This is a genomic window from Curtobacterium sp. MEB011 (genome assembly GCF_030209655.1).
In the GTDB taxonomy this organism is placed as follows: domain Bacteria; phylum Actinomycetota; class Actinomycetes; order Actinomycetales; family Microbacteriaceae; genus Curtobacterium; species Curtobacterium poinsettiae.
Window position 1 is genome coordinate 277,689 of sequence record NZ_JARVRN010000003.1, and the last position, 26,417, is coordinate 304,105.

Sequence of the window (26,417 nt, forward strand, 5' to 3'; positions counted from 1 at the left end):
GGGCGCAGGTTGATCCTGCGACCGGGCCCGGTTTCCGGCCCACCACACGGCGGCCTGGAGGCGCGGGGCGGCGCCGCCACGCGCCTCCAGGCCGTCATCCGGTCGCGTCGGGGGCGCGCCGGCGCGTCCCTAGGGTGGTGGGATGCGATCGCTCACCAAGCTCGATGACTGGAGCAGGTCCGACGTCGACGCCGTCTTCACCCTGGCCGACGACTACCGCGACCGCCGAGGACCAACGATGGCGGGCACCGCGGTGATGTTCTTCCCGTCCACGAGCCTGCGGACCCGGGTCACGTTCGAACGGGGCGCGTCCCTGATGGGCCTGCAGCCGATCGTGTTCCCCGACACCACGCTGGACAAGCCGGAAGCGTTGTCGGACGTCGCGCAGTACCTGGCGGCGTGGGCGGACATCCTCGTCGTGCGCCATCACGACCTCGCCGTCGTCGAAGGTCTGGCCGCAGCAGCGGCACTGCCCGTGGTGAACGCGATGACCGACGAGAACCACCCCTGCGAGGTGCTGTCTGACCTGTACGCGCTGCGGCAGCGAGGCGACATCTCGTCGCTCCGGTACCTGTTCGTGGGTGCTGACGGCAACATCGCTCGGGCGTGGCAGGAAGCGGCTCGGGTCCTGCAGCTCGATCTGGTCCAGTGCTGCCCCGCCGAGCTCGCTTCCCCGGGTGCGGTGTGGACGGACGACCTGGAGACCGCCGTCCGGTCAGCGGACGTGGTCCTCACCGACGGCCCCGGTCAGCACGCCCGAGCCCTCGAACCGTTCCGGATCACCGCGGCCCTGCTCGACCTCGCGCCGACAGGGGTGCTGCTCGACCCGTGTCCACCCTTCGTGCGCGGTCGGGAGGTCAGCACCGATGCGCTCGAACACCCTGCCTTCGTCGGGCACGCTTTCAAGGCCGCGCTGCTGCCGGTCCAGCAAGCCGTCATGGCGCACTGCCTCGAACTGCCGTCCGCGAAGCCGTAGGTTGGCCCGTCTAGCTCCCGCTCGGTTGTCTGCCGCGACGACCCGGATCAGCCTGTTGAGCCGCTCCCGGTCATCTCTCCGTAGTCGCCATCAGCGCATTGCGACTCGGCGTCGATGCTGTATCCGCCCACCGTGGATGCGAGGAAATCGATCGTCTCGACCGGGCCGCCGCGGCCCCGGACCCCGAGGTCAGGATCGTCGCCACCGCTCCGATACCGCTCGGTCGTGATGCCGCGGCTCTTCCACAACGCCTCGACCTTCCGGAGATCGTTCCTCGGATCGGCTGCGCCCTCGCGCTGCTTGACGTAGACCCAAGTGACTCCGCCGCTGTCGTCCGCTTCTCCCGAGCCGTCAGATCCCGGGCACAGACCGAGTCGCGGACCGCTGATGACCTTCCAGGGGCCGTCCACTGCTCGAGCCGTCTCATCAACGAGATCCACCACGGTTTGCTTGGCTGCGTCGGGCTTGACGGTGTGCCGAGCCGAGGGATCTTCCATGGGTTTTCCTCCTGCGCATGCTGTCAGCAGAGACATCGTTACTACCACGGCCATCACCGCAATGAACCATCGCGTCGCGGAGCGTCTCCGGCCCGCCCTACTCGCAATCGCGGAGCCATTCATTCGCTGGTCACCAGGCTTCCTCGTGATGATCCGGTCGGCTCACTTTGTCGCCCTGACCCGTGGATATCAGGCCAACGTTCCGAAGCGACTCAGTCCCCTTGTCCAGGTACCCGCGTTTACCATCCGTGTGCACTCCGTGATCCAGGACCGGGTTGCCTTGACCGCCATCGTCGACCTCGAAGGCGGTACCACCGAAGTCGGGATCCGTCGGGTCTTTGCGGTTACTTCCGAGACGACCGAGCCAGGCCCATTGGTCGCCGCTTGGCTTGTCTTCGTTCAATCGGTTCGCCTGTTGAGCCTGGCCGGAGTAGACGTGGCTTGCGTGCAGGTCGCCAGCATCGCGGATGCTGCGCGGTATCCCCGCTGATCCAATTGTAGTCAAAGTGTCCACGTGAACGCCCTCCTCGCTGAGCCCGAACGCGGCGGTGGTTGATCCGTAGGAGTGAGCGACCACATTCGTCCGCGGCTGGCCGTCGGTGCCCCGGACTGCGTCAAGGCCTCGTATGCTCGACGCCAATTGTGGCGCCCCTTCTCGGGCAGATCTATCGCCGAGCACGCCCAGATCCCGGTTCTCGCCGTCCGGAACGGGCGGCGGCGCATGACCGATCCACGCCAGTACTGCGTTGTCATGACGGCCGTTTGCTTCGGCCTGTTGCTCGACGAGGTTCTGGCCTGAGTTTGCCCACCCAACCATGTCAGCGGTCGTCGTGCCCATGCCGGGGACAGCCCACGTCACGTTCGCCGCTGTATCAAGGTCACCGATCGAGACCGCAGCGAGCGGAGGCACGTCTGCAGTGAGTGCGGTGAGCGATCTGGGGTATTCATCGGTCGCACCGCGCAGTGCTTTGTTGATACTCGTGAGCGCGTCCAGCTCCACATCGTTCCCACCACGCCGCACTGTCAGCGGCAGCGCTCGCAAATCGGCGCGCTGTTCTGGTGTGTACCCGAATGTCATCCACAACTCGTGCACCTCGCTCGGTGCAAGCCCATCCCCGAAGAGGCGCTGCACAGCGGCGGGGACCTCAGTCGAAGCTGCAACGTCTATCGTCGCGTTGGACAGCGTGCCGGAGCGGCCGGCTCGGTCGAACGCGTCCGCTACGCGTCCGCTACGCGATCAATCCACAACGCGTCTTCGTTGTTCTCCCGCAAGTACCCTTCCATCCCGGCTAGGAAAGTCGTATTGCCTACCCGAGCCCATCCGCATGAGGCAATGAACGCCGCCCAAGCCCGTCGGAGGCGAGCGATGGACGTGCCCGCTGACCGGTCCTCAGACCGGCAAGCCCGGGCGAACGTTCTCAAGCTCTCGGGCACCGCGGAGCTCCGCCCACCGCTCGTTCCGGTTCCTGTCCGTTCTCGGTGGCGCGCAGCGAATGACACCGAGATTTCCGTCGGCGTGATCGCTACCGTCGATGGCTTCGGATCTTAAAAAGTGCTCGGCGGGACTTCGAGCATCCGCAGCGGATCAGCAGCTGCGGTTTGCTGGCGACGGTTTTCCCGTGTCGTCCATTCGGCTAGGTCGGCGATGCGTCGGCGCTCCCTAGCAGCATCAGAGACGACCGCGGTGACCTGGTCGGCCATTGTTGCCAGGTGTCTCGCCAAGAGCGTCCGATCAGACGCCTCAGTCTGGACGGCTGCAACGAATCGCAGGGAGTATGCACCGTCAAAATTGAACAACGCGTCCTGCGCCGCCGCTGATCTTGAGGCACCTTGCCCACGCAGGCAATCATCCGCCGCGCGGGCAGCCGCCACGAGCGCTGCCGCCGCACGTTCATCAAACTCGATATCAGCCATAACGCCCCCCGTTCCACCCCGCAGCCACCATACCGATACTCGCCCGGTTGCGAGCGGCAGGAGCAAGGGCGCCGGATGTGACTGCATCGACACTGTCCCGTAACGCCGTGAGGTTGGGCAGAGAACGGGCGGCGGGCACGAGCAGGCACCCAAGGCAATCAGACAGCTGTACCGCCAGACGGTTCGGAACCAAAGACGGATTTCCTGACGGTCAGATCCGCAGCGTTCCGAGGGCGACGGTGCATTCGGGACTGTCCCGATGCGTGCTGCCCGTCGTTTCGGGGACATGGCGACGAAGGCGAGCACCGATGGACGGCGCCTTCGTCGTGGTTCGGGCACGAATCCGAGCCACGTGATCCGGCTGGGGTAGAAAGGTGTCGCCGTCGCGCGGGTGTGAAGGACGCGCATTGCCGAGGGAGCGCGTCGTGGCACGTCAGAACAGGACCTCGTCCCGATCGTCCACAGCGCCTGCGCCACACCACGTCAGACGAACCGTCGCAGCCGGTCTGGCGATCGCGGTGTCTGCGGCAGCCCTGATCGGCATCGATGTGATCGCCGGGTCAGCTGCCGGGTCGACCACCTCGACGGTGACGGTCACCCAGGTCACCGCGACGACCACCGTCACCTCGACCGGCAGTGCCGTGCGCACCACCCTCAAGATCAAGAACACTGCCGCCGTGCGGAAGCCGGCTTCCTCCGCTTGGCTGTACCTGTCCGCCGGCACGAAGAAGTACACGCTCGGCCGGGTCGCGCTGAAGGCACTCGCCGCTGGTTCGAGCACCTCGGTCACCGCAGTCCGCGTGACACCTTCCCGTGCCGCGGCCGGCAAGTACTCCGTCCTCGCCTGCGCCGGCGCGTACTCGGCGAAGCAGTGCCGCACGTCGACCGCGACCGTCACCACCAAGCCGACGACCCGCGCGCGTCCGGAGACGGGCGTGATGCTCGACGTCGCTCGCGCCTACTACCCCGTGGCGCTGATCAAGCGGTACATCGACCTGCTCGCCGACGACGGTGGGCGCTTCCTGCACCTGCACCTCACCGATGACCAGAACGTCGGGATCGAGAGCACGGTGCTCGGCCAGACCCTCGCCAACGCTGATCTCGACGAAGGCGTGTACACGAGCCGTGTGACCCGTCGTCCGTTCCTGAGCGCCGCGCAGGCACGCACCATCTCCGACTACGCAGCGAGGCGGGGTGTCGCGATCGTGCCCGAGATCGACACTCCGGGCCACATGACTGCGGCATTCGACCTGCTCGAGGCGCAGCACGGCACGAAGTGGGTCGACCGCATCCGTTCGGGCGAGAACGAACTCGACACGTCGACGCCCGGGAGCCTCGCGCTGGCGAAGAAGCTGTACGCAGAGGTGCAGCGGACCTTCCCCGCCAGCCGAACCGTGCACATCGGCGGTGATGAGTGGGGCGACGACGTCTCGGCCGCCGAACGGGTCGCGTGGATGAACGCGATGGCGGCCGCTCTCGGCAACCGCGAGGTCTGGGCCTGGAACGACGGGATCGATCGGGTCGCGGTCGGGCGACTGGACCCGCGCATCCACGTCACGTACTGGAGCTTCGACGGCGACACCGAGGACGCAGCCGAGCGGCGCGAACGGCGAGCGCGGCGGGCGAGTGCGGTCGACCTGCAGCAGGCCGGGATCGACATGCTCAACTACAACTCGTACTACCTGTACGAGGTACCGACCGACCTCGACCCGGCCGACAGCGAGTACACCGTGGCCGACCTCCGCGAGAACTGGTCACTCCGGACGTGGGACGGCGACTCCGGTTCGCTGCTCGCGGCTCCGATGTCGGGCGCCGCCGTCGCGATCTGGGGTGAGGACCTCGAGGACCCGCCATCTGACGCGCTCCTGCGGTGGAGCGCACCGCACGTGACGGCGATGATCGAGACCGCAGCCTCCTGACGGACGCGTGTCGTGCCTCCAGGCCGATCGCCGGACCCGCCGGACCCGCCGGACCCGCCGGACGCGCCGCCTGCCTACCCGAGCGGCTCGACGCCGTAGCTGGTGACCACCGCACGCAACTCGTCCAGGTACGCCTGCGCCTGCACGGTCAGGGGAACCGAGGCGTGCGCGATCCAGCCGATCTCGATGCGTTCGTCGACGTCGAGGGGGATGGCGACGATCTCGGGGTCGAGATCGTCGCTGATGAGCCCGGTGGAGATCGTGTACCCGCCCAGGCCGATCATGAGGTTGAAGATCGTCGCCCGGTCCGACACGCGGATCTCCCGCTTGCTCGACATCGTCGACAGGATCTCCTCGGCCAGGTAGAAGGAGTTGTTCGCGCCCTGGTCGAAGGTGAGCCGAGGCAGGTCGGCGAGGTCCTCGAGGGTCGCACGCTCCCGTGACGCGAGCGGGTTCCGCCGGGCCACGAAGATGTGCGGCTGCGCGACGAACAGCGGTGTGAACACGACGCCGGCGTCCCGCAGCAGCTTGCCGAGCACCTGCTTGTTGAAGTCGTTGCGGTAGAGGATGCCCACCTCGCTGCGCAGGGTGCGGACGTCCTCGATGATGTCCCAGGTGCGTGTCTCACGCAGCGAGAACTCGTACTCGTCCGCAGCTGCTGCTTCGACCATGCGCACGAAGGCCTCCACCGCGAACGAGTAGTGCTGGGCGGACACCCCGAGCAGCCGGCGCGACCGCTGGCCGCCGACGTACCGCTGCTCGAGCAGGGAGACCTGCTCGACGACCTGCCGGGCGTACCCGAGGAACTCGACGCCGTCGACGGTGAGCACGACCCCTCGGGCCGACCGGGTGAACAGCGGGCGCCCGATCCGCGTCTCCAGGTCCTTCATCGCCGCGGACATCGTCGGCTGCGACACGTAGAGCAGGTCGGCCGCGGCGCTGATCGAGCCCTCCGTCGCGACCTCGATGAAGTACCGGAGCTGCTGCAGGGTGATGTCGTTCGAGACCCGGGCCATAGGCCGAGGCTATACCGGTGCATAGCGTCTCGGTATTACCTGATGGCTCACCATTCCCGCCATGATCGATGCATCCTTCCCACCGCGCCCACGGGCCGCTCGACGAACAGATTGCCGACCATGGCGAACGACCTCACCTTCAGCATCACCCGGACCCGGTTCGACGAGGACTACTCCCCCGCCGACAGCTCCCGGCTGACCACGAACTTCGCCAACCTGGCGCGCGGCGAGCACCGTCAGCAGAACCTCCGCGCTGCGCTGGCGATGATCGACGGGCGAGCGAACGAGCTGGCCGCGGCGCACGACCGCTACCGTCTGCATCTCGACATCGTCTCGGTGGCGCTGGAGTTCTCCGACGGTGGTTCGGACGCGGAGTTCCCGCTGCTCGAGATGCTCGACGTCACGATCGTCGACCAGCACACCGGCGAGCGCCACCAGGGGATCCTCGGCAACAACTTCTCGTCGTACCTGCGCGACTACGACTTCTCCGTCCTGCTGCCGTCGTCGCCGGGCTTGCCGTCTGACTTCGGGGCGCTGCACGGGGCACTCTTCCAGCGCTTCCTGGAGTCCTCCGCGTTCCACTCGAATTTCAGTGCCGAGCCCGTCGTCTGCATCAGCGTCTCGACGAGCCAGACCTACCGCCGGAACGGGTACGTCCACCCGATCCTGGGCGCCGAGTACGAGCACGAGCACTCCTCGCTCACCGACGACTACTTCGGCCGGATGGGCATGCGGGTCCGGTACTTCCAGCCAGCCGGGGCGGCTGCTCCGCTCGCGTTCTACACGCGCGGCGACCTGACCGGCGACTACACGGACCTCCAGCTCGTCGGCACGATCGCAACCATGGAGACGTTCCAGAAGATCTACCGCCCGGAGGTCTACGCCGCGAACACCCCGGCCGGCAGCACCTACCGCCCCACCCTCGACCACACCGACTTCACGCCGACCCCGGTGACGTACGACCGCGAGGAGCGCAGCCGCCTCGGGATCACGCAGGGCCGGTGGACCGAGGAACACCTGGTGCGGCCGCACCACGCACGCCTCGCCCGGTGGGCTGACCTCGCCCTCGCGCGCTGACTCCCTCTGCCCTTCGACTGACTGGACCATCACACCCATGCGTTCTCTCCTCCCCACCTCGATCGTCGGCAGCCTGCCGAAACCGTCCTGGCTCGCCGAGCCCGAACGGCTCTGGTCCCCCTGGGAGCTGCAGGGTGCGGCACTGACCGAGGGCAAGCAGGACGCCCTCCGGTCCGCCGTCCACGAGCAGGAGCGCCGTGGCATCGACATCGTCAGCGACGGCGAGCAGACCCGCCAGCACTTCGTCACGACGTTCATCGAGCACCTGGACGGCGTCGACCTGGAGCGCAAGGAGACCGTCCGCATCCGCGACCGCTACGACGCAGCCGTCCCGACCGTCGTCGGTGCCGTCAGCCGTCGGGCGCCCGTCTTCGTCGAGGACGCGAAGTTCCTGCGGGCTCAGACCGATCGCCCCATCAAGTGGGCGCTCCCCGGCCCGATGACGATGATCGACACGCTGTCCGACCAGCACTACAAGAGCCGCGAGAAGCTGGCGTGGGAGTTCGCCACGATCCTCAACCAAGAGGCCCGGGAACTGCAGGATGCCGGCGTCGACATCATCCAGTTCGACGAGCCCGCCTTCACGGTCTTCCACGACGAGGTGCAGGACTGGGGCGTGGCCGCGCTCGAGCGTGCAGCCGAGGGCCTGCGCGCTGAGACCGTCGTGCACATCTGTTACGGCTACGGCATCGAGGCGAACAACAAGTGGAAGGAGACCCTCGGCGCGGAGTGGCGGCAGTACGAGCAGTCCTTCCCGCTGCTGCAGCAGTCGTCGATCGACATCGTCTCGCTCGAGTGCATCCACTCGCACGTTCCGCTTGAACTCGTCGAGCTGATCCGCGGCAAGAAGGTCATGCTCGGGGCGATCGACGTGGCGACCGAGACCGTGGAGACCCCGGAAGAGGTCGCGGAGGTGCTGCGTCGGGCGCTCGAGTTCGTCGATGCGGACAAGCTCATCCCGAGCTCCAACTGCGGGATGGCACCCCTGGCGCGGGGCGCGGCGCTGGACAAGCTCGGCGCGCTGTCCGCGGGAGCGGACATCGTCCGGGCTGAGCTCGTCGGCGCGGCGGTCCCGTCGGGGCGCTGACCACTGCGAGACACCACGGCGGCTCTCTTCCGGAAGGAGGAGAGCCGCCGTTCGTGTTGCGTCCGCCGCGTGCGCGGCTTTCGGTCCGATCTGGAGGCGCGGCTGCGCTCCGGCTGGAAGGTCACGCCGGCAGTGGCGTCACCTTCCACCGCCCCTCGCGGGGGAAAGCAACCAGTACGGGACAAACGCCCACACGGGCGCCGCCGCGAGAAGCCACCAAGCCGTCGGACTCAACGTCGAAGACCCCAATCCCACGATGATCAGCCAGCTCATCGCGAGAGCCGCAACGAACCCTGCGGTGACCGCACACGAGATGCGACCTCTGCGCCGGTCTCGAGCAAAAGCGGAGCCGACCGCCCCCACGAGGAACAGCGACTGTACCGCCGCGAGCAGGATCGCGGTTCCCAACGGAGTTCCGTACCCGCTCGGGCTGCCATCCGGGCCGAACGTCGTCGCGATCCGGTCGGGCAACCGATCCCACCAGACGCTGGTGACCGCGACCTCGACGACGACCGGGAACGCAGCAGCGACGGCTGCGAACAAGGCACGCGGATTCATGCTGCGCACAGGGTGCTGATCCGACCGAAACTTCCCCTCACCGCTGGCCAACGTCGTCATTTCTGGGCACGATCGACCGTTCGCGGTGCCGAGCGACGAACCACGTTGCCGGCCCGATGATCGGAACAAACAGGACGACGAGAGTCCATCCGAGCAAACGACGGCCAGAGGTCGACCGAGCTCGGATCAGCGAGATGAACGCTGCGAGCGCGAGGAACAGCGCGAGGAGGGATACGGCCATCAGCACACCGTCGAGCACTGTTGGAACAAGTGGATTCATCATCTGCCCCGCCGCCCAAGACGCCATTCCGCTCACTCCCAGCGGTTGTAGGTGATCGCGCCGTTGCCCTTGGCGCTGAGGCGCTGGATCGAGGAGTAGGTGCTCCACGCAACCGTGCCCCATGGAGTCGGCACACCACGCTTCACGACGACCTTGCACTTCGCAGTGGCCTGTCCGCCGCTGATGTAACCGCTGCTCTTGGAGGTCCTCACTTCAGTGAACGGCTGGACGTTCCTGACGACGGTGCACGAGTACCCGAGCATCTTCCTCGCTGTAGTACCGCTGTACTGGTACGACATCGACACCTTCGTCTCGGTGAGCCGGATTCCGGCGAAGGCGAACCACTGCTTCCCCCACGACGACCGGGATGCGGCCTTGGTCCCCACCCCGACGCCGTTTCCTGCCTGTCCAGCGCCCGACGGTTCCGTTTCTCCCCATTCAAAGTCCCCGTTCGTCCGAACAGTCTCCGGCCCGAGCACCCTCTCATCGGCGGCTGCGGTGGCCGCGGACGCAATGCTCGGATCCAAGAAGTAGGAAGCGAGCTCATGGCGCTGATCAGCGCTGAGGCGGTCGAAGGCCGTGATGTCGGACGGGGTTCCGGAAGCGACGAGGTCAGCGCGGATAGCCGACAACACCTCGGACGGCGTTCGCGGTTCAACAGCGTTGCTGTCGGCGGGCGGCGTGACCGTGGCGTTTGCCGGAACGGCGACGATGACGGAACCAGCGACGACGGCGCATGATGCGCCGATCGAGACGACACGTCCGTAGGTTGACTGCTTCATGGAAATTCCCCTCGCTCTCCGGCCTCAACGCCGGCTTTCGCGTCGGCGGCGTTGCCGACAACGAGCAGTCAACTCAGTGGTACATCAGATCTGCAACTTCAGAATTGTTCCGGGCGTGTCGTTGACGCGCGGAGGGCGATCGGCCGATCGAGTGGCGCGCCAAGGCGGCCCCGGACTCCGAGGGTCGGGTCCACCCCGCCCACCAAGGGGACGGCGTCTGCGAAGCGTCAGACTCGAGGGCGTTGACTACGGTCATGATCACCAAGGGCGTCATCCACCAGGTCGAGAGTGCGACTGTCCGGGATCGCAACGGCGTATCAGTCGGCAAGGTCGTGCAGGTGTTCCCCTCCGACGAGGACGGCAGTGCGGCCTACGTCTGTGTCGCGACGGGACTGCTCGGGCGACACCAGGCGCTCGTCCCCGCCGACGACGCCACGTTCGACGGCACGGACGTGCACGTCGGGTACACGAAGGACGCGATCAAGGGCGCGCCGTCCCTCGGAGCCGGGCGCACCTTGTCCCCCGCCGAGGCGAACGCCGTCCGCGGACACTTCGGGCTGTCCCGCACCGGCGCTGCGACCGGCGACATGGGCGACCCACACGAGAACCTCGACAAGGCCGGGACAGGTCTTGCGGGTGCCGACGACACCGAGGGCGCTGGGACGACACCGCCGGCCTGAACCTCACCGGAGTGAACGACGCCGAAACCGAGGCTTTCGCCCACACCCGGCCAGGCAGTGGCCAGTCCTCTGGCGGGTGCGTGCTCCCTCATTGACGCGCGCTTCTGTGAGCGCGGCGCAGGCGGGCTCCCCGAAGGAGCATGCCCGTTGTCGTCCGAGGTTGACTCCCCAGCCATCGCAGCGCGGTCACGTGTCATCGGAAGTCACCCTCCGACACACATCGACACAACCCTTCTCGCGGGCGTTCGGCGATGCCAAAGTCTCGCGATGGCGCAGATCTGGACGGGGCCGTCCGGTGCCACACCACGCGACAGGTAGCAACCCAGAGCACGAAGGAGTCCTCGTGACCATCAGCAACCAGACCGCCGACCGCACGATCGACGAGGGCGCCGACGACGAGCTCCTCGCCCGCTTCCGTCCGATCTTCGACCGCATCGCTGCCGGCGCCTCCGAGCGCGAACGCGACCACCGCCTCCCGTTCGACGAGATCCGCGAACTGGCCGCCGCCGGATTCGGCGCCGTCCGCGTCCCCGTCGCCCGCGGCGGAGCCGGGGCGACCCTGCCCCAGCTGTTCCGCCTGCTGACCGAACTCGCCGCTGCTGACAGCAACATCCCCCAGGCGCTCCGCGGTCACTTCGCGCTGGTGGAAGACCGGCTGGTCGCCCGGTCCGGGGAACGCGAAGGGTGGCTGGACCGCTTCGGCCGCGGTGAGATCGCCGGCAACTCGTGGACCGAGGTCGGGTCAGTGCAGGTCGGCGATGTGGTCACGAAGGTGACCCCGCAGGCGGACGGGACGTTCCGGATCACCGGGCAGAAGTACTACTCGACCGGCAGCATCTTCGCCGACTGGATCGACACCTACGCTGAGCGCACGGACACCGGCGAGCGGGTCATCGCGATCGTCGACGCGCACCAGCCCGGGGTCACGCACACCGATGACTGGGACGGGTTCGGGCAGCGCACCACCGGCTCCGGTACCAGCACCTTCGACGACGCCGTCGTGCAGGCCGACGCGGTGATCCCCTTCGACGAGCGGTTCAAGTACCAGACGGCGTTCTACCAGGGCGTGCTGTTGAGCGTCCTCGCCGGGTCCGTGCTCGCAGCCGAACGGGAGATCGCCCGCGAGGTCCGCAACCGCACCCGCGTCTTCTCGCACGGCAACGCCGACACGTTCGCGGCCGACCCGCAGATCCTGCAGGTCGTCGGCGAGGTGTCGGCGGCCGGGTTCGCCGCCACCGCGATCATCGACCGGGCCGCCGCGGCCCTGCAGGGTGCGTACGAGGGAGCCGGGCTCGACACCGCCGAGGACGAGCGCCGCAACGACCGCGCCGAACTCGCGACCGCGCAGGCGCAGGTCGCGCTGACCACCCTGGCGACGACGGCGACCTCGCACCTGTTCGACGCGCTCGCGGCGTCCGGGGTGAGCACGACGAAGAACCTCGACCGGCACTGGCGGAACGCTCGCACCGCCGGCAGCCACAACCCGTGGGTGTTCAAGGCGCGGATCATCGGTGACCACGCGGTCAACGGTGCCGAACCGCCCCGCGTCTGGGCGATCGGTGCGACCCGCACCTCGTGACGCCTGCACCGGAAGCTGGCCGCGTGAGTGCACGCGATCTCGTGACAGACGACGGACGGGAGGCGCGGTGCCAGCTGGCACCGCGCCTCCCGTCCGGTACACGGTCGCGAACACACGACGGTGGCGTCGCCACCTTCTACATGTCGGCGATGAGACGGAGCGTGTAGCCGTCTGGCACCGTCTGGTGTTCGACGTAGTGCATGAACACCGGCGCAGCCTGGTCAGCCGTGAACAGCTCGGCAGGATGCCGGGGCTCGTGCGCCGCCTGCACGTCGATGGTCTCCGTGAGCGGTTCGGTGAGATCGTGGGCACGGCCGATGATGTAGAAGCGGTACTCCCCGTCGTCCTCGCGGCGGCGCAGCTCCACGCTCATCTTCTCGGCGGTGCCACCGGCCTGCAGGTAGGAGTTGCCGTACTGCTCCTCAGTCTTGTCGGGGTTGAACATCCAGTCGGCGTCGTCGGGACACCACCAGAGCCTCCACGCGAAGTGCTCGTCGTTGTCGAGCAACCCGAGCATGCGGCGGACCTGGTCTGGCATCGGCCGGAAGGTGTCCCGCAGGATGCTGCTGATGCTGCTGTTGGTCTCTTGGATGATCATGCGCTACTTCACTCGTTGGTAGTTGACCGAGGTGATCTTGATGCGTTCCCCGTTCAGTTTGGCGTACGCGGGATGGTCGTACGACACTGCCTGGTCGAACGCTTTCTGAGCTTTGTCCGCTGACGTACCGCTCTTGACTTCGATGCCCTCCCACGTCCCGTCGGGCTTCTTCACCAAGCCGTCGTAGATCCGCTTCTTCGTAGCGCCTTCCATGCTCGCTCGCACCTGCTGCGTGGTCGTCACCTCGACCCCGGTTTCGTCCTCGTACTGCTTGATGCCCCTTGCCTCCTTCTGCGCAGAGTCGGCGCGGGCTTTGTTGTTGTCCTTCGACTGGTACTGCCCCTTGTTGTTCCGCCCAGGGTGTCCCTCGTTCGGCCCGTACGGATCCTTCTCCGCCTGCTCGACGTGATCGGTACGGTTCGGACTCACCCCGTCGTCGGTCATCGCGTGCACGCCGAGCTGGCTTGCGCCGGCCGCAGCAGCGGTTGCACCTGCGGCCATCACCGCTGCACCGGAGATGTTCAACGGGACTCCGCCGATCGCTCCGATCCCGGTGAGGTCGAGTGCGACCCCGCCGGCTTCCATGGCGGATCCCCCGGCCATCGCCGCGATACCGCCGAGGAGCTCGAGCATCTCATCCGGGTGGTTGACCATGGCGTTGCCCATCGAAGCGAACAGATTTCCGGCGACCGCGGCAGCATCTTGAACGTGCGGCCACGCCGCTTCTGCTTCCGCGCCGAGGACTGCCCCGCCGACACCGACGGCGGTCTTGGCGGTGTTCCACGCGTCCTCGAACCAGTTGCTGTGCTCCCCGCCGCTACTCGACGACACGTCCGCAGCGGTGTGCACGGGATGGGCGTCCACGGTGGAGGGACTGATGCCCTCGACCTGTGCCGCGATGCTGGCGAGGGTCGTCGTGACGTTGTCGTTGTGCGCCTGCACCTTGATGCGCAGTCCGAGTTCCTCGGCGACGAGATCAGGCACCTGCTGCCAGTTCGTGACGACTGTGCCTACGGCTCCGAGCAGGTCCCCGCTGGCTGCCTGCTTCGCAGCGGCCGTGGCAACCTGGCCAGGCGCGGACGAGTGGAACTGCTCGATCTGTCGGACAAGCCGGTCGTGGTCATCCTTCAGATCGTCGATGCTGTTCGCCGCACGGGACGCGATCTGCAAGAACTCCTCCGCGGCAGCCTGCATCTGCTGCGCTTTCTGCACGGCGGGATCCATCAGCGGCGTCAGCGCCGGCTGCAATGCATCGGAGGTGAACACCGCCGGGAGTCCTGCCCAGGACCGTGACGCGTTCGTCGCTGCGCCGAGGACACCGTCCGCAGCAGTCGAGAACAGACGCGCGGCAGAACGAAGTGCATCAGCATCGTCCGGCACGTCGGTGACGTCAGCAGCAGTCAAGGCACCGGCGAGGACGCTCACTCGCTCATGCTCCGCGCGCTGCCGGCAAGCTCCGCATCCGTCGCAGTGAGAGCCGACGACGCGGCAGTCAGCGCGCCCCCGAGACTGGTCATCCTGACGCCTATGTCGTCGAATCCGCCGCGGAAGCGAGCGGCCAGCTGTTCCACCGCCGCTGCGAGCGGGGCCGACGACACCGCCCCGGCCGCCACCGCGAGTGCAGCGTCCGCCTGCGCGGCATGCTCGTCACTGCCAGCGCTGTGCACCTGCAGCTCACGAACGAGCGACGCAAGCCCGCCCTCGTCGAGATTCAATTCCCCAGCCATGAGACCCCCAGTCCCCGGGACACCTTGTTCCAAAGGCAAACGTACGATCATGAAACCGCTCCGCGCGACATGTCTGAGAGCAACAAAAGCTCGCGCGGCCCAAGGAACGAGCCCGCCTTCACCGTCTTCCACGACGAGGTGCAGGACTGGGGCGTGGCCGCGCTCGAGCGCGCAGCCGAGGGCCTGCGCGCCGAGACCGTCGTGCACATCTGTTACGGCTACGGCATCGAGGCGAACAACAAGTGGAAGGAGACCCTCGGCGCGGAGTGGCGCCAGTACGAGCAGTCCTTCCCGCTGCTGCAGCAGTCGTCGATCGACATCGTCTCGCTCGAGTGCATCCACTCCCACGTTCCGCTTGAACTCGTCGAGCTCATCCGCGGCAAGAAGGTCATGCTCGGGGCGATCGACGTCGCGACCGAGACCGTGGAGACCCCGGAAGAGGTCGCGGAGGTGCTGCGTCGGGCGCTCGAGTTCGTCGATGCCGACAAGCTCATCCCGAGCTCCAACTGCGGGATGGCGCCCCTGGCGCGGGGTGCGGCGCTGGACAAGCTCGGTGCGCTGTCCGCTGGTGCGGACATCGTGCGGGCTGAGCTCGTCGGCACGGCGGTCCCGTCAGCCAGCTGAGCACCGCGAGACACCACGGCGGCTCTCTTCCGGAAGGAGGAGAGCCGCCGTTCGTGTTTCGTCCGCCGCGTGCGCGGCTTTCGGTCCGGCCTGGAGGCGCGGCTGCGGTTGCGCCGACGAGGCACGTTGGCACCGGGGTGCCGACCACGACAGGGCGTCTCTCCGTCACCATCGGCGCTCGGGTCCTGACCGCCGACCAGGGGGACGGCGTCTGCGAAGCGTCAGACTCGAGGGCGTTGACTACGGTCATGATCACCAAGGGCGTCATCCACCAGGTCGAGAGTGCGACTGTCCGAGATCGCAACGGCGTATCAGTCGGCAAGGTCGTGCAGGTGTTCCCCTCCGACGAGGACGGTAGTGCGGCCTACGTCTGTGTCGCGACGGGACTGCTCGGGCGTCAGCAGGCGCTCGTCCCCGCCGACGACGCCACGTTCGACGGCACGGACGTGCACGTCGGGTACACGAAGGACGCGATCAAGGACGCGCCGTCCCTCGGAGCCGGACGCACCTTGTCCCCCGCCGAGGCGAACGCCGTCCGCAAACACTTCGGGCTGTCCCGCACCGGCGCTGCAACCGGGGACATGGGTGACCCCCACGAGAACCTGGATCAGGCCGGGACAGGTCTTGCGGGTGCCGACGACACCGAGGGCGCAGGGACGACACCGCCTGCCTGAACTTACCGGGCCGACGCTCAGCAGCAACCTCGCACCGGCGGAGGGCCGGCTGGTCGCCCGCACCGGGCAACACGAGGGCCGAGTGGACCGCTTCGGCCGCGGTGAAATCGCTGGCAACTCGTGGACCGACGTCGCGTCGGTGCAGGTCGGCGACGTGATCACGAAGGTGACCCCGCAGCCGGACGGTCTGTTCCGGATCACCGGGCAGAAGTCATACTCGACGGGCAGCATCTTGGCCAACTGGATCGACACCTATGCCGAACTCACGGACACCGGCGAGCGGGTCATCGCGCGCCGCGCGAGCAGCCTGGACGTTGCTGGTTTCGGTGAGTGTATTCGCCAGTTATTCGTCAACGCGGAGGCTGTGAATCTGGCACTCGCGAGGCGCGTTTGTGGCCAATTCGATTATCGCAAACACTTCCCACAACTCAACAAGATCCCCCCTCCTATTGACTCCCACCTACCGCAACGCAAGACGATTTCGAACTACGGGGCCCGTCATCCAATGAGCTTCAATACTTTGAGTGAAACCGCTCCGGACGACCTTAGCCCGCCCGACGCGTTGAGAACCCCCGGCACGAAGCACAAGGCCTTCCATTAGCTCTTCACCGAACTTGCTCTTCACGATGAGGGAGAGAAGCTCCTCTTCGGAAAAGACGCCAACACCCAGTCGGGGAACGGTAGCAAGACCGGCTTGTCTTGCAATACCGTCACGCTCATCAATCGGCAGAAACCCACGTTTGGAGTCATAGACATCAAACAACAGGAACCAATCAGGAAGAGAGTCGTAACCAACACTATGCCTCGAGGCGCACCATTCGCCGAATAAGACTTTGTCATTACCGGCAGCATCCTCCAACCGTCGGGATCTAGGATCCGCCCAGCTAGAGAGACCACGGAAGCGACGCCCCCCAGGTTCAACAAATGAGCCCCGGGCCTGAAACCGTGCGGTTCCCTCGGAAAATGAAATACCGAGGTTCTCGCCGTCAACCTTTTCCTCGACGATGACCGGCTCGACGAGGAAACTTCCGCGATCCGACGAATTTAAAACCTTGTCACTTCGAACGTCGACACCGTCAGGCACACGCAGATAGGGAATCGAGGGGAACCTCACGAAGTCCATATCGGCGCTTCCATCTTGAACTTCTTAGCATAAGCTCGCCTAATAGAATCCTCGTGCACGAAACGAACTTCGACACCGTGGCGCGAGAGGACTCCTTGCCAATTCAGCCATTTTGTGTCGGAAGCCTGGAAGATCGGAGTCTTCGCAACTTTAGCAGCCGCAATGAATTTTCTATCAGAGGGGTCAATTTCTGCATCATCGCCCCCAAGCACGCCGTAGCTGTTCGATTCTGAGCTGTTCGGACGAATATTCGGCCGATACTTCAAGTGCCAACTGTACTGGTAGTCATGCACGTACTTCAGAAACTCATCACCGAGAGACGGCTGACCGCTGAGACTTAGCTGATGCATATATTCTTCGAGGATTTCGCCACCGTCGTCTACCACGATCTCTAGACGCTTCTCGAGTACCGCCTCGATCAACTCGTCGCAAGCGTCGCGCAGTTCGGCAGGCCAGTCTTCGGGATTCCTGCAGATGAGAAGCACGTTCGTGTCCACCACTCGACTCACGACGCCTCATTCTTGCGCCGCAGTCGCGCGCTTCGAGTCTGCGCAACAATATCTTCAGCAGAGTTGCCAAAAAAATCTCGCGGCCAATTGTGGACATTGCCGAGGTCGTCGACCTCCAGCGGTTCAACGCGAGAGCCGTCCGGGCCATTATTGATTACGTAGCACCGTATTTCGTCGGTTGTGATAGCACCCTCCGCGATCCGACGCAAGAGTCGGCGGAGCATATGTTCGGAGTGCGACTCGACAATGAATTGTGTGTCCCTACGTCCCCCGTTCTCACGCATGCGAATTGCGTCGATAAACAGGTCCGCCAAGCCGGCTTGCACCGAGGGATGAAGATGAATCTCTGGTTGCTCCATAATGACCGTCGATCCAGGAGCAGAGTAGAAAGCCTCCGCGATAACAGGAAGTACCTGCGAGACCCCAAAACCTACGTTGGTGAGGGGAACCGGGTTATTACTCCCAGGCGCCGTTACCCTCACGTCATATTCGTCACGGCCAACACCAATTGGGTCAAGTGCGAAAGAATCAATAATCCCGAGGTTCTTCAGCCACTCTGCCACCAACGCTTGAAGTGGTATGAATCGCCCCTTAGGCTTTCGGTTGTATTTACGGTCTCGCCCGGCGAGCAACGCCTCTACAGTTCTTTCACCCCGCCACCCGACATTCCCGACCTCCTCCCCAGACCACCGATACAGTCGGCCCGGCTTCTCGCGCAGCGGACCCAAGTAGTTTAGAGACGAAAGCTGCTCTTCCAATGCGAGCACCAGGTCCGGTGCGAACTCGAGGTTCTGGTAGCGGGTGGTCAGATCATCTGGAAACGAGTGGAACTGTGCCGGTGCGGAGACCGGCCACTTCCTGCCGAGAGTGCGAACAAGTTCGATACCCTGCGCGGTCATGTCAAACTTTCCGGCTGCGTCTCTCGCGCTTGCAAGTTTGAAGGTACTTTCCTCCCCTACTAGTTCATAGCCGTATTCTTCAACGCGGACCCGAGGCGGGGCATCGCCGACTGCGTGAATAGTGGAATGGAACCGGACATCCCGCCCTTTGAACGTGCGCCTCTTCTTCGCATCGGTAACTTCGAGATTGCGACTACGCCGCCATCCAATCTCAAACTCAAGGGGGTGCCGGACGTCGCCGCCGCGAATCAAATCCGTATAGCTGCCAAGGTCTACGGGAGTATTTTCGTCCCCAGTGTGAAGGACTCTCTTGCGATCGGGTGATTCGACTGTCTGCCGAAGCATGAGCAAGAATTGATGGAGACTCGACTTCCCGGACGAGTTGGACCCGAAAAGAATCGTTAGCGGTGCCAGCTCAAGATCGCCGGTATCGCGCCAGGCCTTGAAATTGCGTATGCGCAAGTGTGTTAGCAAAATAGGTACCAATCTGGCCGGTTTTTAACGCGTGCAGGAGCGCGCTCGCTCAAAGTACCCTGCCGGAGAGCCGCCCGATGTGTGCCCCGCCCCGCCAGCGACGAAGACGGAGTGGACTTCCGATTACGGCAGCTGGCTTCCCGCCGTAGGCAATCACGACTGCCGAGGGCTTAGGCGCAGTGCCCCCGCCTGGGCAGCCTGTCTCGCGAGAGGCAGCAGGAGATGCACAGAAACGCCCCGCCAGCCGAAGCCAGCGGGGCGTCCCCATGAGTCAGTCCAGGATCAGAAGTCCCAGTCCTCGTCCTCAGTATTCACGGCCTTGCCGATGACGTACGACGAGCCGGACCCCGAGAAGAAGTCGTGGTTCTCGTCCGCGTTCGGCGACAGGGCGGAGAGGATGGCCGGGTTCACGTCCGTGATGTTCTTCGGGAACATCGGCTCGTAGCCCAGGTTCATCAGCGCCTTGTTGGCGTTGTAGTGCAGGAACTTCTTGACGTCCTCGGTCAGACCGACCTCGTCGTAGAGGTCCTGCGTGTACTGCACCTCGTTCTCGTACATCTCGAACAGCAGCGAGAACGTGTAGTCCTTGAGCTCGTCGCGCTCGGCCTGCGTGAGGGTTTCGAGGCCCTTCTGGTACTTGTACCCGATGTAGTACCCGTGGACGGCTTCGTCACGGATGATCAGGCGGATCAGGTCGGCGGTGTTCGTGAGCTTGGCACGCGACGACCAGTGCATCGGCAGGTAGAAGCCCGAGTAGAACAGGAACGACTCGAGCAGCGTCGAGGCGACCTTGCGCTTCAGCGGGTTGTCGCCCTGGTAGTAGTCCATCACGATGGACGCCTTCTTCTGCAGGTTCGGGTTCTCCTCGGACCAGCGGAAGGCCTCATCGATCTCACGCGTCGACGCGAGCGTCGAGAAGATCGACGAGTAGGACTTGGCGTGCACCGACTCCATGAACGCGATGTTCGTGTAGACGGCTTCCTCATGCGGAGTGATCGCGTCGGGGATGAGCGACACGGCGCCGACGGTGCCCTGGATGGTGTCGAGCAGGGTCAGACCGGTGAACACGCGCATGGTCAGGGTCTGCTCGGCCGGCGTCAGCGTGTTCCACGACTGCACGTCGTTCGACAGCGGCACCTTCTCGGGCAGCCAGAAGTTGTTGACGAGACGGTTCCAGACCTCGACGTCCTTGTCGTCCTGGATGCGGTTCCAGTTGATGGCCTGGACCCGATCAATGAGCTTCAGCTTCTCGACCAACGTGTGTTCCTTACAGAAATGGTGACTAAGTGACGGACTGGAGGCGCGGTGCGGGTTGGCACCGCGCCTCCAGGGAGCAGAGCGGCAGCTCTACAGCATGCAGCTGACGCAGCCCTCGACCTCCGTGCCCTCCAGCGCGAGCTGGCGGAGACGGATGTAGTAGATCGTCTTGATGCCCTTGCGCCATGCGTAGATCTGCGCCTTGTTGATGTCACGCGTGGTGGCGGTGTCCTTGAAGAACAGCGTCAGGGACAGGCCCTGGTCCACGTGCTGCGTCGCCGCGGCGTACGTGTCGATGATCTTCTCGGCACCGATCTCGTACGCGTCCTGGTAGTAGTCCAGGTTGTCGTTCGTCATGAACGGCGCCGGGTAGTAGACGCGGCCGAGCTTGCCTTCCTTGCGGATCTCGATCTTCGACGCGATCGGGTGGATCGACGACGTCGAGTGGTTGATGTACGAGATCGAACCGGTCGGCGGGACGGCCTGCAGGTTCTGGTTGTAGATGCCGTGCTCCTGGATGGACGCCTTCAGCGCCTTCCAGTCGTCCTGCGTCGGGATCGTGATGTTCGCGTTGTCGAACAGCGAGGCAACGCGAGCCGTCGCGGGGGTCCACGTCTGGTCGGTGTACTTGTCGAAGAACTCACCCGACGCGTACTTCGAGTCGCGGAAGCCGTCGAAGGTCTCGCCGGTCTCGATCGCGATCTTGTTCGACGCACGCAGGGCGTGGAACAGCACCGTGTAGAAGTAGATGTTCGTGAAGTCGATGCCCTCTTCGGAGCCGTAGTAGACGCGCTCACGAGCGAGGTAGCCGTGCAGGTTCATCTGGCCGAGGCCGATGGCGTGCGACTTGTCGTTGCCGTCCTCGACCGAACGCACCGAGGTGATGTGCGACATCTGCGAGACCGAGGTCAGGCCGCGGATGGCGGTCTCGATGGTCTTGCCGAAGTCGGGCGAGTCCATCGTCAGCGCGATGTTCAGCGAGCCGAGGTTGCAGGAGATGTCCTTGCCGATCTCCTTGTAGGACAGGTCCTCGTTGAAGGTCGTCGGGGTGTTGACCTGCAGGATCTCCGAGCACAGGTTGGACATGTTGATCCGACCCTTGATCGGGTTGGCCTTGTTCACCGTGTCCTCGAACACGATGTACGGGTAGCCCGACTCGAACTGGATCTCGGCGATGGTCGTGAAGAAGTCACGCGCCTTGATCTTCGTCTTCTTGATGCGCGAGTCGTCGACCATCGCGCGGTAGTTCTCGGAGATCGGGACGTCGCCGAAGGGGACGCCGTAGACCTTCTCGACGTCGTACGGCGAGAACAGGTACATGTCCTCGTTGTTCTTCGCGAGCTCGAACGTGATGTCCGGCACGACGACGCCGAGCGACAGCGTCTTGATGCGGATCTTCTCGTCGGCGTTCTCGCGCTTGGTGTCGAGGAACTTCATGATGTCCGGGTGGTGGGCGCTGAGGTAGACCGCGCCGGCACCCTGACGCGCACCGAGCTGGTTCGCGTAGGAGAAGGAGTCTTCCAGCAGCTTCATCACGGGGATGATGCCCGAGGACTGGTTCTCGATCTGCTTGATCGGGGCGCCGGCCTCGCGGATGTTGGAGAGGAGCAGGGCCACGCCGCCGCCGCGCTTCGAGAGCTGCAGCGACGAGTTGATGCCGCGCGAGATCGACTCCATGTTGTCCTCGATGCGGAGCAGGAAGCAGGAGACGAGCTCGCCGCGCTGTGCCTTCGCCGTGTTGAGGAACGTGGGGGTCGCGGGCTGGAAGCGGCCGGCGACGATCTCTTCGACCAGGTCGATGGCGAGCTGCTCGTTGCCCTGGGCCAGGCCGAGGGCGGTCATGACGACGCGGTCCTCGAAGCGCTCCAGGTACCGCTTGCCGTCGAACGTCTTGAGCGTGTAGCTCGTGTAGTACTTGAACGCGCCGAGGAACGTCTGGAACCGGAACTTCTTCGAGTACGCCAGGTCGTTGAGTCGCTGGATGAAGTCCAGCGAGTACATGTCGATCGTGGCTTGTTCGTAGTACTCGTTCTCGACCAGGTAGTCGAGCCGCTCCTTCAGGTTGTGGAAGAAGACGGTGTTCTGGTTGACGTGCTGCAGGAAGAACTGCTTGGCGGCCTCACGATCCTTGTCGAACTGGATGTTCCCGTCCGCGTCGTAGAGGTTGAGCATCGCGTTGAGGGAGTGGTAGTCCATCCCCGTCTGCGGCGACGTCAGATCGACGTCTGCAACTGCTGCGTCCAAAATGCATCCAATCCTGAGTTGACCGCCGACACGTCGTCAGGGGTCCCGAAGAGTTCGAATCTGTAGAGAAGGGGGACATTGCACTTCTGTGCGATGACGTCCCCTGCGAGGCCGTACGCCTCGCCGAAGTTCGTGTTGCCACCCACCACCACGCCGCGGATGAGCGAGCGGTTGTGGGCGTCGTTGAGGAACTTGATGACCTGCTTGGGCACTGCCCCGTCGCCGTTGCCGCCACCGTAGGTGGGCAGCACCAGGACGTAGGGCTCGTCCACGTGCAGGAACGGTTCGCTCGGGTAGATCGGGATCCGGTCCGCATCGCGGCCGAGCTTCTCGACGAAGCGTGCGGTGTACCCGGACACGCTCGAGAAGTAGACCAATCGGCTCATGGTGCGCTCCTCGTGGAAAGGTGCGGACAGGCGGACCGGGCGGGCCAGGAGAGGCGAGTCGCGCCTCCCGAGATGCCCTGCCTGCGGGCCCCTTCGGGGCCCGCAGGACGACTACGCCAGTTCGGCGCTGAGGGTCGCGATCTTGTCGGGGCGGAAGCCCGACCAGTGGTCGTCGTCCGTGACGACGACGGGGGCCTGCATGTAGCCCAGGCTCTTGACGTGCTCGAGCGCTGCTTCGTCCGTGGACACGTCGTGCACTTCGTACTCGATGCCCTTGTTGTCGAGGGCCCGGTACGTCGCGGTGCACTGGACGCAGGACGGCTTGGTGTAGACGGTGACGGCCATGTTCTCCCCTGGTTCCTACTGGTTTCTGCTGTGCTGTGGAGGTGGTGCTGATGTCTGTCCGCAGTCGTGTCCGGGAGGGGCCGCTGCGATGTCTCCACACTACATCTAGTGGCTAGCCGCAGCACCGACCACAAGAGGGAGTGTTACAGCCGTGTAGTTCTCCACAACGCCCTCCACAGTCTGTGGATTCCCGGGAGGCCCGAGTTTCCGCCAGTCTGCGGCCGGCCACCGACACTTCCCCACACCGGGGGACAGTCACGATCCACAGATGTGGAATCAGCCCATCGGCGTGTCGCGAAGGCCCCCTCCCCAGGACGGGGGACACCCCGATCCGGCCGGTCCGTACACTCGTCTCGTGAGTACGTACGGGCCCCTCCTGAAGACCCCTGGCGTGGGTCGTGTCATCGCCGCACAGCTCACCGCACGGTTCCCGTTCGGCATGCTGTCGCTGGCCTACCTGCTGCACGTCGAGCACGTGTTCCACTCCTACGGCGCCGCCGGTCTGGTGCTCGCGACGACGAGTGTCGGGCAGGCGCTGGCCGGGCCGCTGACGAGCCGCTGGATGGGCAGCTGGGGCATGCGCCCCGTCCTCATCCTGACGAGCATCGTCGCGCTGGTCAGCATGGTGGTGATCGCGTTCGTGGTCATGCCGCTCTGGGGCTACGTGGTGGTCGGGTTCCTCGGCGGTCTGGCGGTTCCACCCGTGCAGCCGGCGGTGCGCACCATCTACCCGAAGATGGTGACGTCGGCGCAGCTCACACCCCTCTTCTCCCTCGACGCCAGCGCGCAGGAGCTCATCTGGGTCGCCGGCCCCGTCATCACCACCTTCGTCGCCACCCAGGTCGGCACGGTCGAGGCGATCGTCGTCGCGATGGTCTTCCTGGTCGTCGGCGGCGCGTGGTTCATCGCCTCCCCCGAGCTCGGCCGCGTCCGCATCCCCCGTTCGAAGCGCGCCTTCGGTGTCGTGCTGAAGCGCCCCGCCGTCGTCGTTGCCACCCTGACCGGTCTGCTGCTCATCGGGGCGTGCGCGGCGGTCGAGGCGAGCGTCACCAGCGTCTTCGGTGAGGGCAGCCCGAACGCCGGCATCGTCCTCGCGGTGTTCGCGGTCGGTTCGCTCGCCGGCGGCCTGGCGTTCGGCCACCGCCCGATCTCCCGCAACACCCTGTGGACGCGCATGGCCGTCGTGTTCGTCGGCCTCACCCTGGCCCTCGGCGGCACGGGCTTCTGGTGGCTCTGCCTCGCCCTGGTCATCGCGGGTGTGGGCATCGCGCCGGCCCTCGCGGTGATGTTCGGTTCGGTCTCCGCCACCGTCAAGTTCTCCGACACGGCCGAGGCCTACGGCTGGATGGGCACCGGCCAGCTGATCGGCGCGGCCGGCGGTTCGGCGATCGCCGGCTTCCTGATCGACGGCAGCGGCCCCGTCGGCGGCTTCACCGTCGGCGCCGTGATGGCCGGCCTGGGCGTGCTGCTCCCCCTGGCGATGCGGAGCTGGCTGCCCGACCTGCGCGGCCGCGACGCCAGCCCGCTCCCCGACACCGAGCCGGTGCACCTGCCGACCTGAGCGGACGCTTTCGGGCGTACCTGGTCGAATCGGGCGTACCCGGTCGGAAGTTCTGAGCAGGTACGCCCGTTTCCACTCGCCATCGCCGCCGGTATGGGAAGGAACGTGCGCCCGGCGTACGGGTCGCGTTCTCCACAGATTGCCTGGAGGCCCGGCGCGCGCCCGCCAGGCACCGGCAGGATGGGTGCATGGTCACCTCAGTTCCCCTGCGCGACGGCCGCTCGATCCCCGCGATCGGCTTCGGCGTCTACAAGGTCGACGACGCACAGGCCGAGACGGCGGTCGGCCTTGCGCTGGACGCCGGCTACCGGCACGTCGACACCGCCGAGATGTACGGCAACGAGACCGGCGTCGGCAAGGCGATCCGGGCCTCCGGGCTGGACCGTGACGATGTCTTCGTGACGACCAAGGTGTGGAACGACCACCAGGGGCGCGAGCAGACCCTGCGGGCGTTCGACGGAAGCCTCGAGCGACTGGGGCTCGACGCCGTCGACCTCTACCTGATCCACTGGCCGGCCGCCGCGAACGACCGCTACGTCGAGACCTGGCGGGCGCTGGTGGAACTGCGCGAGTCGGCGCGGGCTCGGAGCATCGGCGTCTCGAACTTCCAGGTGCCGCACCTGCAGCGACTCATCGACGAGACCGGCGAGGTACCGGCGCTGAACCAGGTCGAACGGCACCCCTGGCTGCCGCAGCGCGAGCTCATCGCGTTCCACGAGCAGCACGACATCGTCACCGGGGCGTGGTCCCCGCTCGGCCGCGGGCGCCTGATCGACGAGCCGGTGCTGACCGGCATCGCGGACGCGCACGGCGTGAGCGTGGCGCAGGTGCTCGTGCGGTGGAACGTCCAGCAGGGCGTGGTGGTGCTGCCGAAGTCGGTCACGCCCTCGCGGATCCGGTCGAACCTCGACGTGGACGGGTTCGAGCTGACCGACGACGAGCTCGCGGCGATCGCGACACTCGAGTCCGGCCAGCGGACGGGCTCCCACCCGGACACGGTGTCGTAGCGGGCGGGGTACGCACCGGTCAGCCACGGCGAGGGCAAGGTCGTACTGTCGAGGGGTGATCGATCCTCAACAGGCCGCCCGTGAACATCTGCGTCCCGATGAGCACCTGTACTGGGCGGGCACCAGTGACCCGGCCAAGCTCTTCTCGGGCCGCGACGGCTTCCTCATTCCGTTCTCGCTGCTCTGGTGCGGATTCGTCGGCTTCGGCACCGTCAGCGTCCTCCGAGACGGTCAGATCGGGCCAGAGCTCGTCATCTTCCCGCTCTTCCTCGTCCTCGGCCTCCACTTGCTGTTCGGCCGGTTCCTCGTGAAGCTCCACCGGAAGCGGACGACGGTCTACGCCGTGACCGACCGCCGCGCCCTGGTCATCACGGCGCGTGGGACCCGCGACGTCCCGGTGGGCCGATCGGACCGCACGACGCGCTGGTCGGCCGACCGACGGCACTGCACGGTCGAGTGGCAGGAGCAGTTCGGTCCGTTCGCTGGCGTGACCCGCGGTCTGCAGACGCAGATCTACGCGAACACCGGACTCGATGGATTCTTCGGTCCGCAGCTCGTGGCGTTCTGGGACGTCCGCGACGGCGAGGAACTCGTGCGCGCACTCGAGCTCGCGACCCGGTAGCC

27 protein-coding genes and 1 pseudogene are annotated in these 26,417 nt (G+C 65.7%); 11 read left to right on the plus strand and 17 right to left on the minus strand.

The genetic code is table 11. The features are described from left to right. Positions 1-142 precede the first annotated feature (142 nt). A complete protein-coding gene (locus QRN30_RS05365; RefSeq protein ID WP_284760592.1) occupies positions 143-976 on the plus strand; it encodes an ornithine carbamoyltransferase in 834 nt (277 codons plus the stop codon). 47 nt (positions 977-1,023) lie between these two features. Here QRN30_RS05365 and QRN30_RS05370 read toward each other — a convergent pair whose 3' ends face one another. From QRN30_RS05370 to QRN30_RS05380, 3 genes are all read right to left on the minus strand, one after another. After that, positions 1,024-1,473 carry a hypothetical protein gene (locus QRN30_RS05370; protein ID WP_194590804.1) on the minus strand — a complete coding sequence of 150 codons (450 nt, stop codon included), beginning with the start codon at positions 1,471-1,473 and terminating at the stop codon, positions 1,024-1,026. A 130-nt stretch (positions 1,474-1,603) separates the two neighbouring features. Then, positions 1,604-2,551: an alpha/beta hydrolase gene (locus QRN30_RS05375; protein ID WP_284760593.1), complete on the minus strand. Its 948-nt coding sequence runs from the start codon at positions 2,549-2,551 to the stop codon at positions 1,604-1,606. Between the two features lie 467 nt (positions 2,552-3,018). Next, on the minus strand, positions 3,019-3,387 hold the full coding sequence (locus QRN30_RS05380; RefSeq protein WP_262159302.1) for a hypothetical protein: 369 nt from the start codon (positions 3,385-3,387) through the stop codon (positions 3,019-3,021). A 518-nt stretch (positions 3,388-3,905) separates the two neighbouring features. Between QRN30_RS05380 and QRN30_RS05385 the strand changes: the two genes are divergently transcribed. After that, the gene (locus tag QRN30_RS05385; RefSeq protein ID WP_284760594.1) at positions 3,906-5,306 is read left to right on the plus strand and encodes a family 20 glycosylhydrolase; all 1,401 of its coding nucleotides are present in this window, start codon (positions 3,906-3,908) and stop codon (positions 5,304-5,306) included. 74 nt (positions 5,307-5,380) lie between these two features. Here QRN30_RS05385 and QRN30_RS05390 read toward each other — a convergent pair whose 3' ends face one another. Then, complete coding sequence (locus QRN30_RS05390) at positions 5,381-6,322, minus strand: LysR family transcriptional regulator (protein WP_056069929.1); 942 nt, start codon at positions 6,320-6,322, stop codon at positions 5,381-5,383. 120 nt (positions 6,323-6,442) lie between these two features. On the opposite strand from QRN30_RS05390, the gene QRN30_RS05395 reads away from it, so the two are divergent. Continuing rightward, positions 6,443-7,399: a putative oxygenase MesX gene (locus QRN30_RS05395; RefSeq protein ID WP_284760595.1), complete on the plus strand. Its 957-nt coding sequence runs from the start codon at positions 6,443-6,445 to the stop codon at positions 7,397-7,399. A 37-nt stretch (positions 7,400-7,436) separates the two neighbouring features. Next, positions 7,437-8,486 carry a methionine synthase gene (locus tag QRN30_RS05400; RefSeq protein ID WP_194590808.1) on the plus strand — a complete coding sequence of 350 codons (1,050 nt, stop codon included), beginning with the start codon at positions 7,437-7,439 and terminating at the stop codon, positions 8,484-8,486. A 138-nt stretch (positions 8,487-8,624) separates the two neighbouring features. On the opposite strand, the gene QRN30_RS05405 is transcribed toward QRN30_RS05400, so the two are convergent. From QRN30_RS05405 to QRN30_RS05415, 3 genes are all read right to left on the minus strand, one after another. Continuing rightward, positions 8,625-9,044: a DUF1648 domain-containing protein gene (locus QRN30_RS05405; protein ID WP_194590809.1), complete on the minus strand. Its 420-nt coding sequence runs from the start codon at positions 9,042-9,044 to the stop codon at positions 8,625-8,627. Between the two features lie 37 nt (positions 9,045-9,081). Then, positions 9,082-9,285, minus strand: coding sequence for a PLD nuclease N-terminal domain-containing protein (locus QRN30_RS05410; RefSeq protein ID WP_274006828.1), 204 nt, complete (start codon positions 9,283-9,285; stop codon positions 9,082-9,084). A gap of 71 nt (positions 9,286-9,356) precedes the next feature. Then, the gene (locus QRN30_RS05415; RefSeq protein WP_274006829.1) at positions 9,357-10,106 is read right to left on the minus strand and encodes a hypothetical protein; all 750 of its coding nucleotides are present in this window, start codon (positions 10,104-10,106) and stop codon (positions 9,357-9,359) included. A gap of 254 nt (positions 10,107-10,360) precedes the next feature. On the opposite strand from QRN30_RS05415, the gene QRN30_RS05420 reads away from it, so the two are divergent. Continuing rightward, on the plus strand, positions 10,361-10,786 hold the full coding sequence (locus QRN30_RS05420; RefSeq protein WP_284760596.1) for a hypothetical protein: 426 nt from the start codon (positions 10,361-10,363) through the stop codon (positions 10,784-10,786). 343 nt (positions 10,787-11,129) lie between these two features. Further along, positions 11,130-12,365 carry an acyl-CoA dehydrogenase family protein gene (locus tag QRN30_RS05425; RefSeq protein WP_284760597.1) on the plus strand — a complete coding sequence of 412 codons (1,236 nt, stop codon included), beginning with the start codon at positions 11,130-11,132 and terminating at the stop codon, positions 12,363-12,365. Between the two features lie 136 nt (positions 12,366-12,501). Here the strand turns inward: QRN30_RS05425 and QRN30_RS05430 are convergent, their stop codons facing one another. From QRN30_RS05430 to QRN30_RS05440, 3 genes are read right to left on the minus strand one after another with little or no spacing between them, the layout of a single operon-like run. Further along, complete coding sequence (locus tag QRN30_RS05430) at positions 12,502-12,963, minus strand: hypothetical protein (protein WP_284760598.1); 462 nt, start codon at positions 12,961-12,963, stop codon at positions 12,502-12,504. Positions 12,964-12,966: 3 nt separating this feature from the next. Beyond that, positions 12,967-14,388 (minus strand): hypothetical protein, encoded by a 1,422-nt coding sequence (locus QRN30_RS05435; RefSeq protein WP_259553014.1) that lies wholly within the window; start codon positions 14,386-14,388, stop codon positions 12,967-12,969. Next, complete coding sequence (locus QRN30_RS05440; protein ID WP_259553015.1) at positions 14,385-14,678, minus strand: hypothetical protein; 294 nt, start codon at positions 14,676-14,678, stop codon at positions 14,385-14,387. Before QRN30_RS05440 ends, QRN30_RS05435 begins: the two co-directional genes overlap by 4 nt. Before the next feature lie 117 nt (positions 14,679-14,795). Here QRN30_RS05440 and QRN30_RS05445 point away from each other — a divergent pair. After that, positions 14,796-15,314: pseudogene (locus QRN30_RS05445) on the plus strand (uroporphyrinogen decarboxylase/cobalamine-independent methonine synthase family protein); the annotation flags it as partial. Between the two features lie 248 nt (positions 15,315-15,562). Next, the gene (locus tag QRN30_RS05450; protein ID WP_284760599.1) at positions 15,563-15,988 is read left to right on the plus strand and encodes a hypothetical protein; all 426 of its coding nucleotides are present in this window, start codon (positions 15,563-15,565) and stop codon (positions 15,986-15,988) included. Positions 15,989-16,448: 460 nt separating this feature from the next. On the opposite strand, the gene QRN30_RS17630 is transcribed toward QRN30_RS05450, so the two are convergent. The 7 genes from QRN30_RS17630 to nrdH all read right to left on the minus strand — a co-directional run bounded on the left by QRN30_RS17630 (position 16,449) and on the right by nrdH (position 23,225). Next, positions 16,449-17,111 carry an RNA ligase family protein gene (locus QRN30_RS17630; RefSeq protein WP_502869530.1) on the minus strand — a complete coding sequence of 221 codons (663 nt, stop codon included), beginning with the start codon at positions 17,109-17,111 and terminating at the stop codon, positions 16,449-16,451. Further along, complete coding sequence (locus tag QRN30_RS05460) at positions 17,099-17,620, minus strand: PIN domain-containing protein (protein WP_284760601.1); 522 nt, start codon at positions 17,618-17,620, stop codon at positions 17,099-17,101. The genes QRN30_RS17630 and QRN30_RS05460 overlap by 13 nt, the downstream gene beginning before the upstream one ends. Continuing rightward, the gene (locus tag QRN30_RS05465; RefSeq protein WP_284760602.1) at positions 17,617-18,981 is read right to left on the minus strand and encodes an AAA family ATPase; all 1,365 of its coding nucleotides are present in this window, start codon (positions 18,979-18,981) and stop codon (positions 17,617-17,619) included. Before QRN30_RS05465 ends, QRN30_RS05460 begins: the two co-directional genes overlap by 4 nt. A gap of 294 nt (positions 18,982-19,275) precedes the next feature. Continuing rightward, entirely contained in the window at positions 19,276-20,250 is a 975-nt protein-coding gene (gene nrdF / locus QRN30_RS05470; protein ID WP_017886894.1) for a class 1b ribonucleoside-diphosphate reductase subunit beta, read from the minus strand. A 90-nt stretch (positions 20,251-20,340) separates the two neighbouring features. Continuing rightward, positions 20,341-22,446 carry a class 1b ribonucleoside-diphosphate reductase subunit alpha gene (gene nrdE / locus QRN30_RS05475; protein ID WP_017886895.1) on the minus strand — a complete coding sequence of 702 codons (2,106 nt, stop codon included), beginning with the start codon at positions 22,444-22,446 and terminating at the stop codon, positions 20,341-20,343. 17 nt (positions 22,447-22,463) lie between these two features. Continuing rightward, entirely contained in the window at positions 22,464-22,880 is a 417-nt protein-coding gene (nrdI, locus tag QRN30_RS05480) for a class Ib ribonucleoside-diphosphate reductase assembly flavoprotein NrdI (RefSeq protein ID WP_031259561.1), read from the minus strand. A gap of 111 nt (positions 22,881-22,991) precedes the next feature. Beyond that, the gene (gene nrdH, locus QRN30_RS05485) at positions 22,992-23,225 is read right to left on the minus strand and encodes a glutaredoxin-like protein NrdH (protein ID WP_017886897.1); all 234 of its coding nucleotides are present in this window, start codon (positions 23,223-23,225) and stop codon (positions 22,992-22,994) included. A gap of 355 nt (positions 23,226-23,580) precedes the next feature. Between nrdH and QRN30_RS05490 the strand changes: the two genes are divergently transcribed. The 3 genes from QRN30_RS05490 (at position 23,581) to QRN30_RS05500 (ending at position 26,415) form a co-directional block, all read left to right on the plus strand. Then, the gene (locus QRN30_RS05490) at positions 23,581-24,786 is read left to right on the plus strand and encodes an MFS transporter (RefSeq protein ID WP_056069857.1); all 1,206 of its coding nucleotides are present in this window, start codon (positions 23,581-23,583) and stop codon (positions 24,784-24,786) included. A gap of 188 nt (positions 24,787-24,974) precedes the next feature. Then, positions 24,975-25,793 (plus strand): aldo/keto reductase, encoded by an 819-nt coding sequence (locus QRN30_RS05495; protein WP_071251312.1) that lies wholly within the window; start codon positions 24,975-24,977, stop codon positions 25,791-25,793. 55 nt (positions 25,794-25,848) lie between these two features. Further along, on the plus strand, positions 25,849-26,415 hold the full coding sequence (locus tag QRN30_RS05500) for a hypothetical protein (protein WP_017886900.1): 567 nt from the start codon (positions 25,849-25,851) through the stop codon (positions 26,413-26,415). The last annotated feature ends 2 nt before the right edge of the window (positions 26,416-26,417 follow it).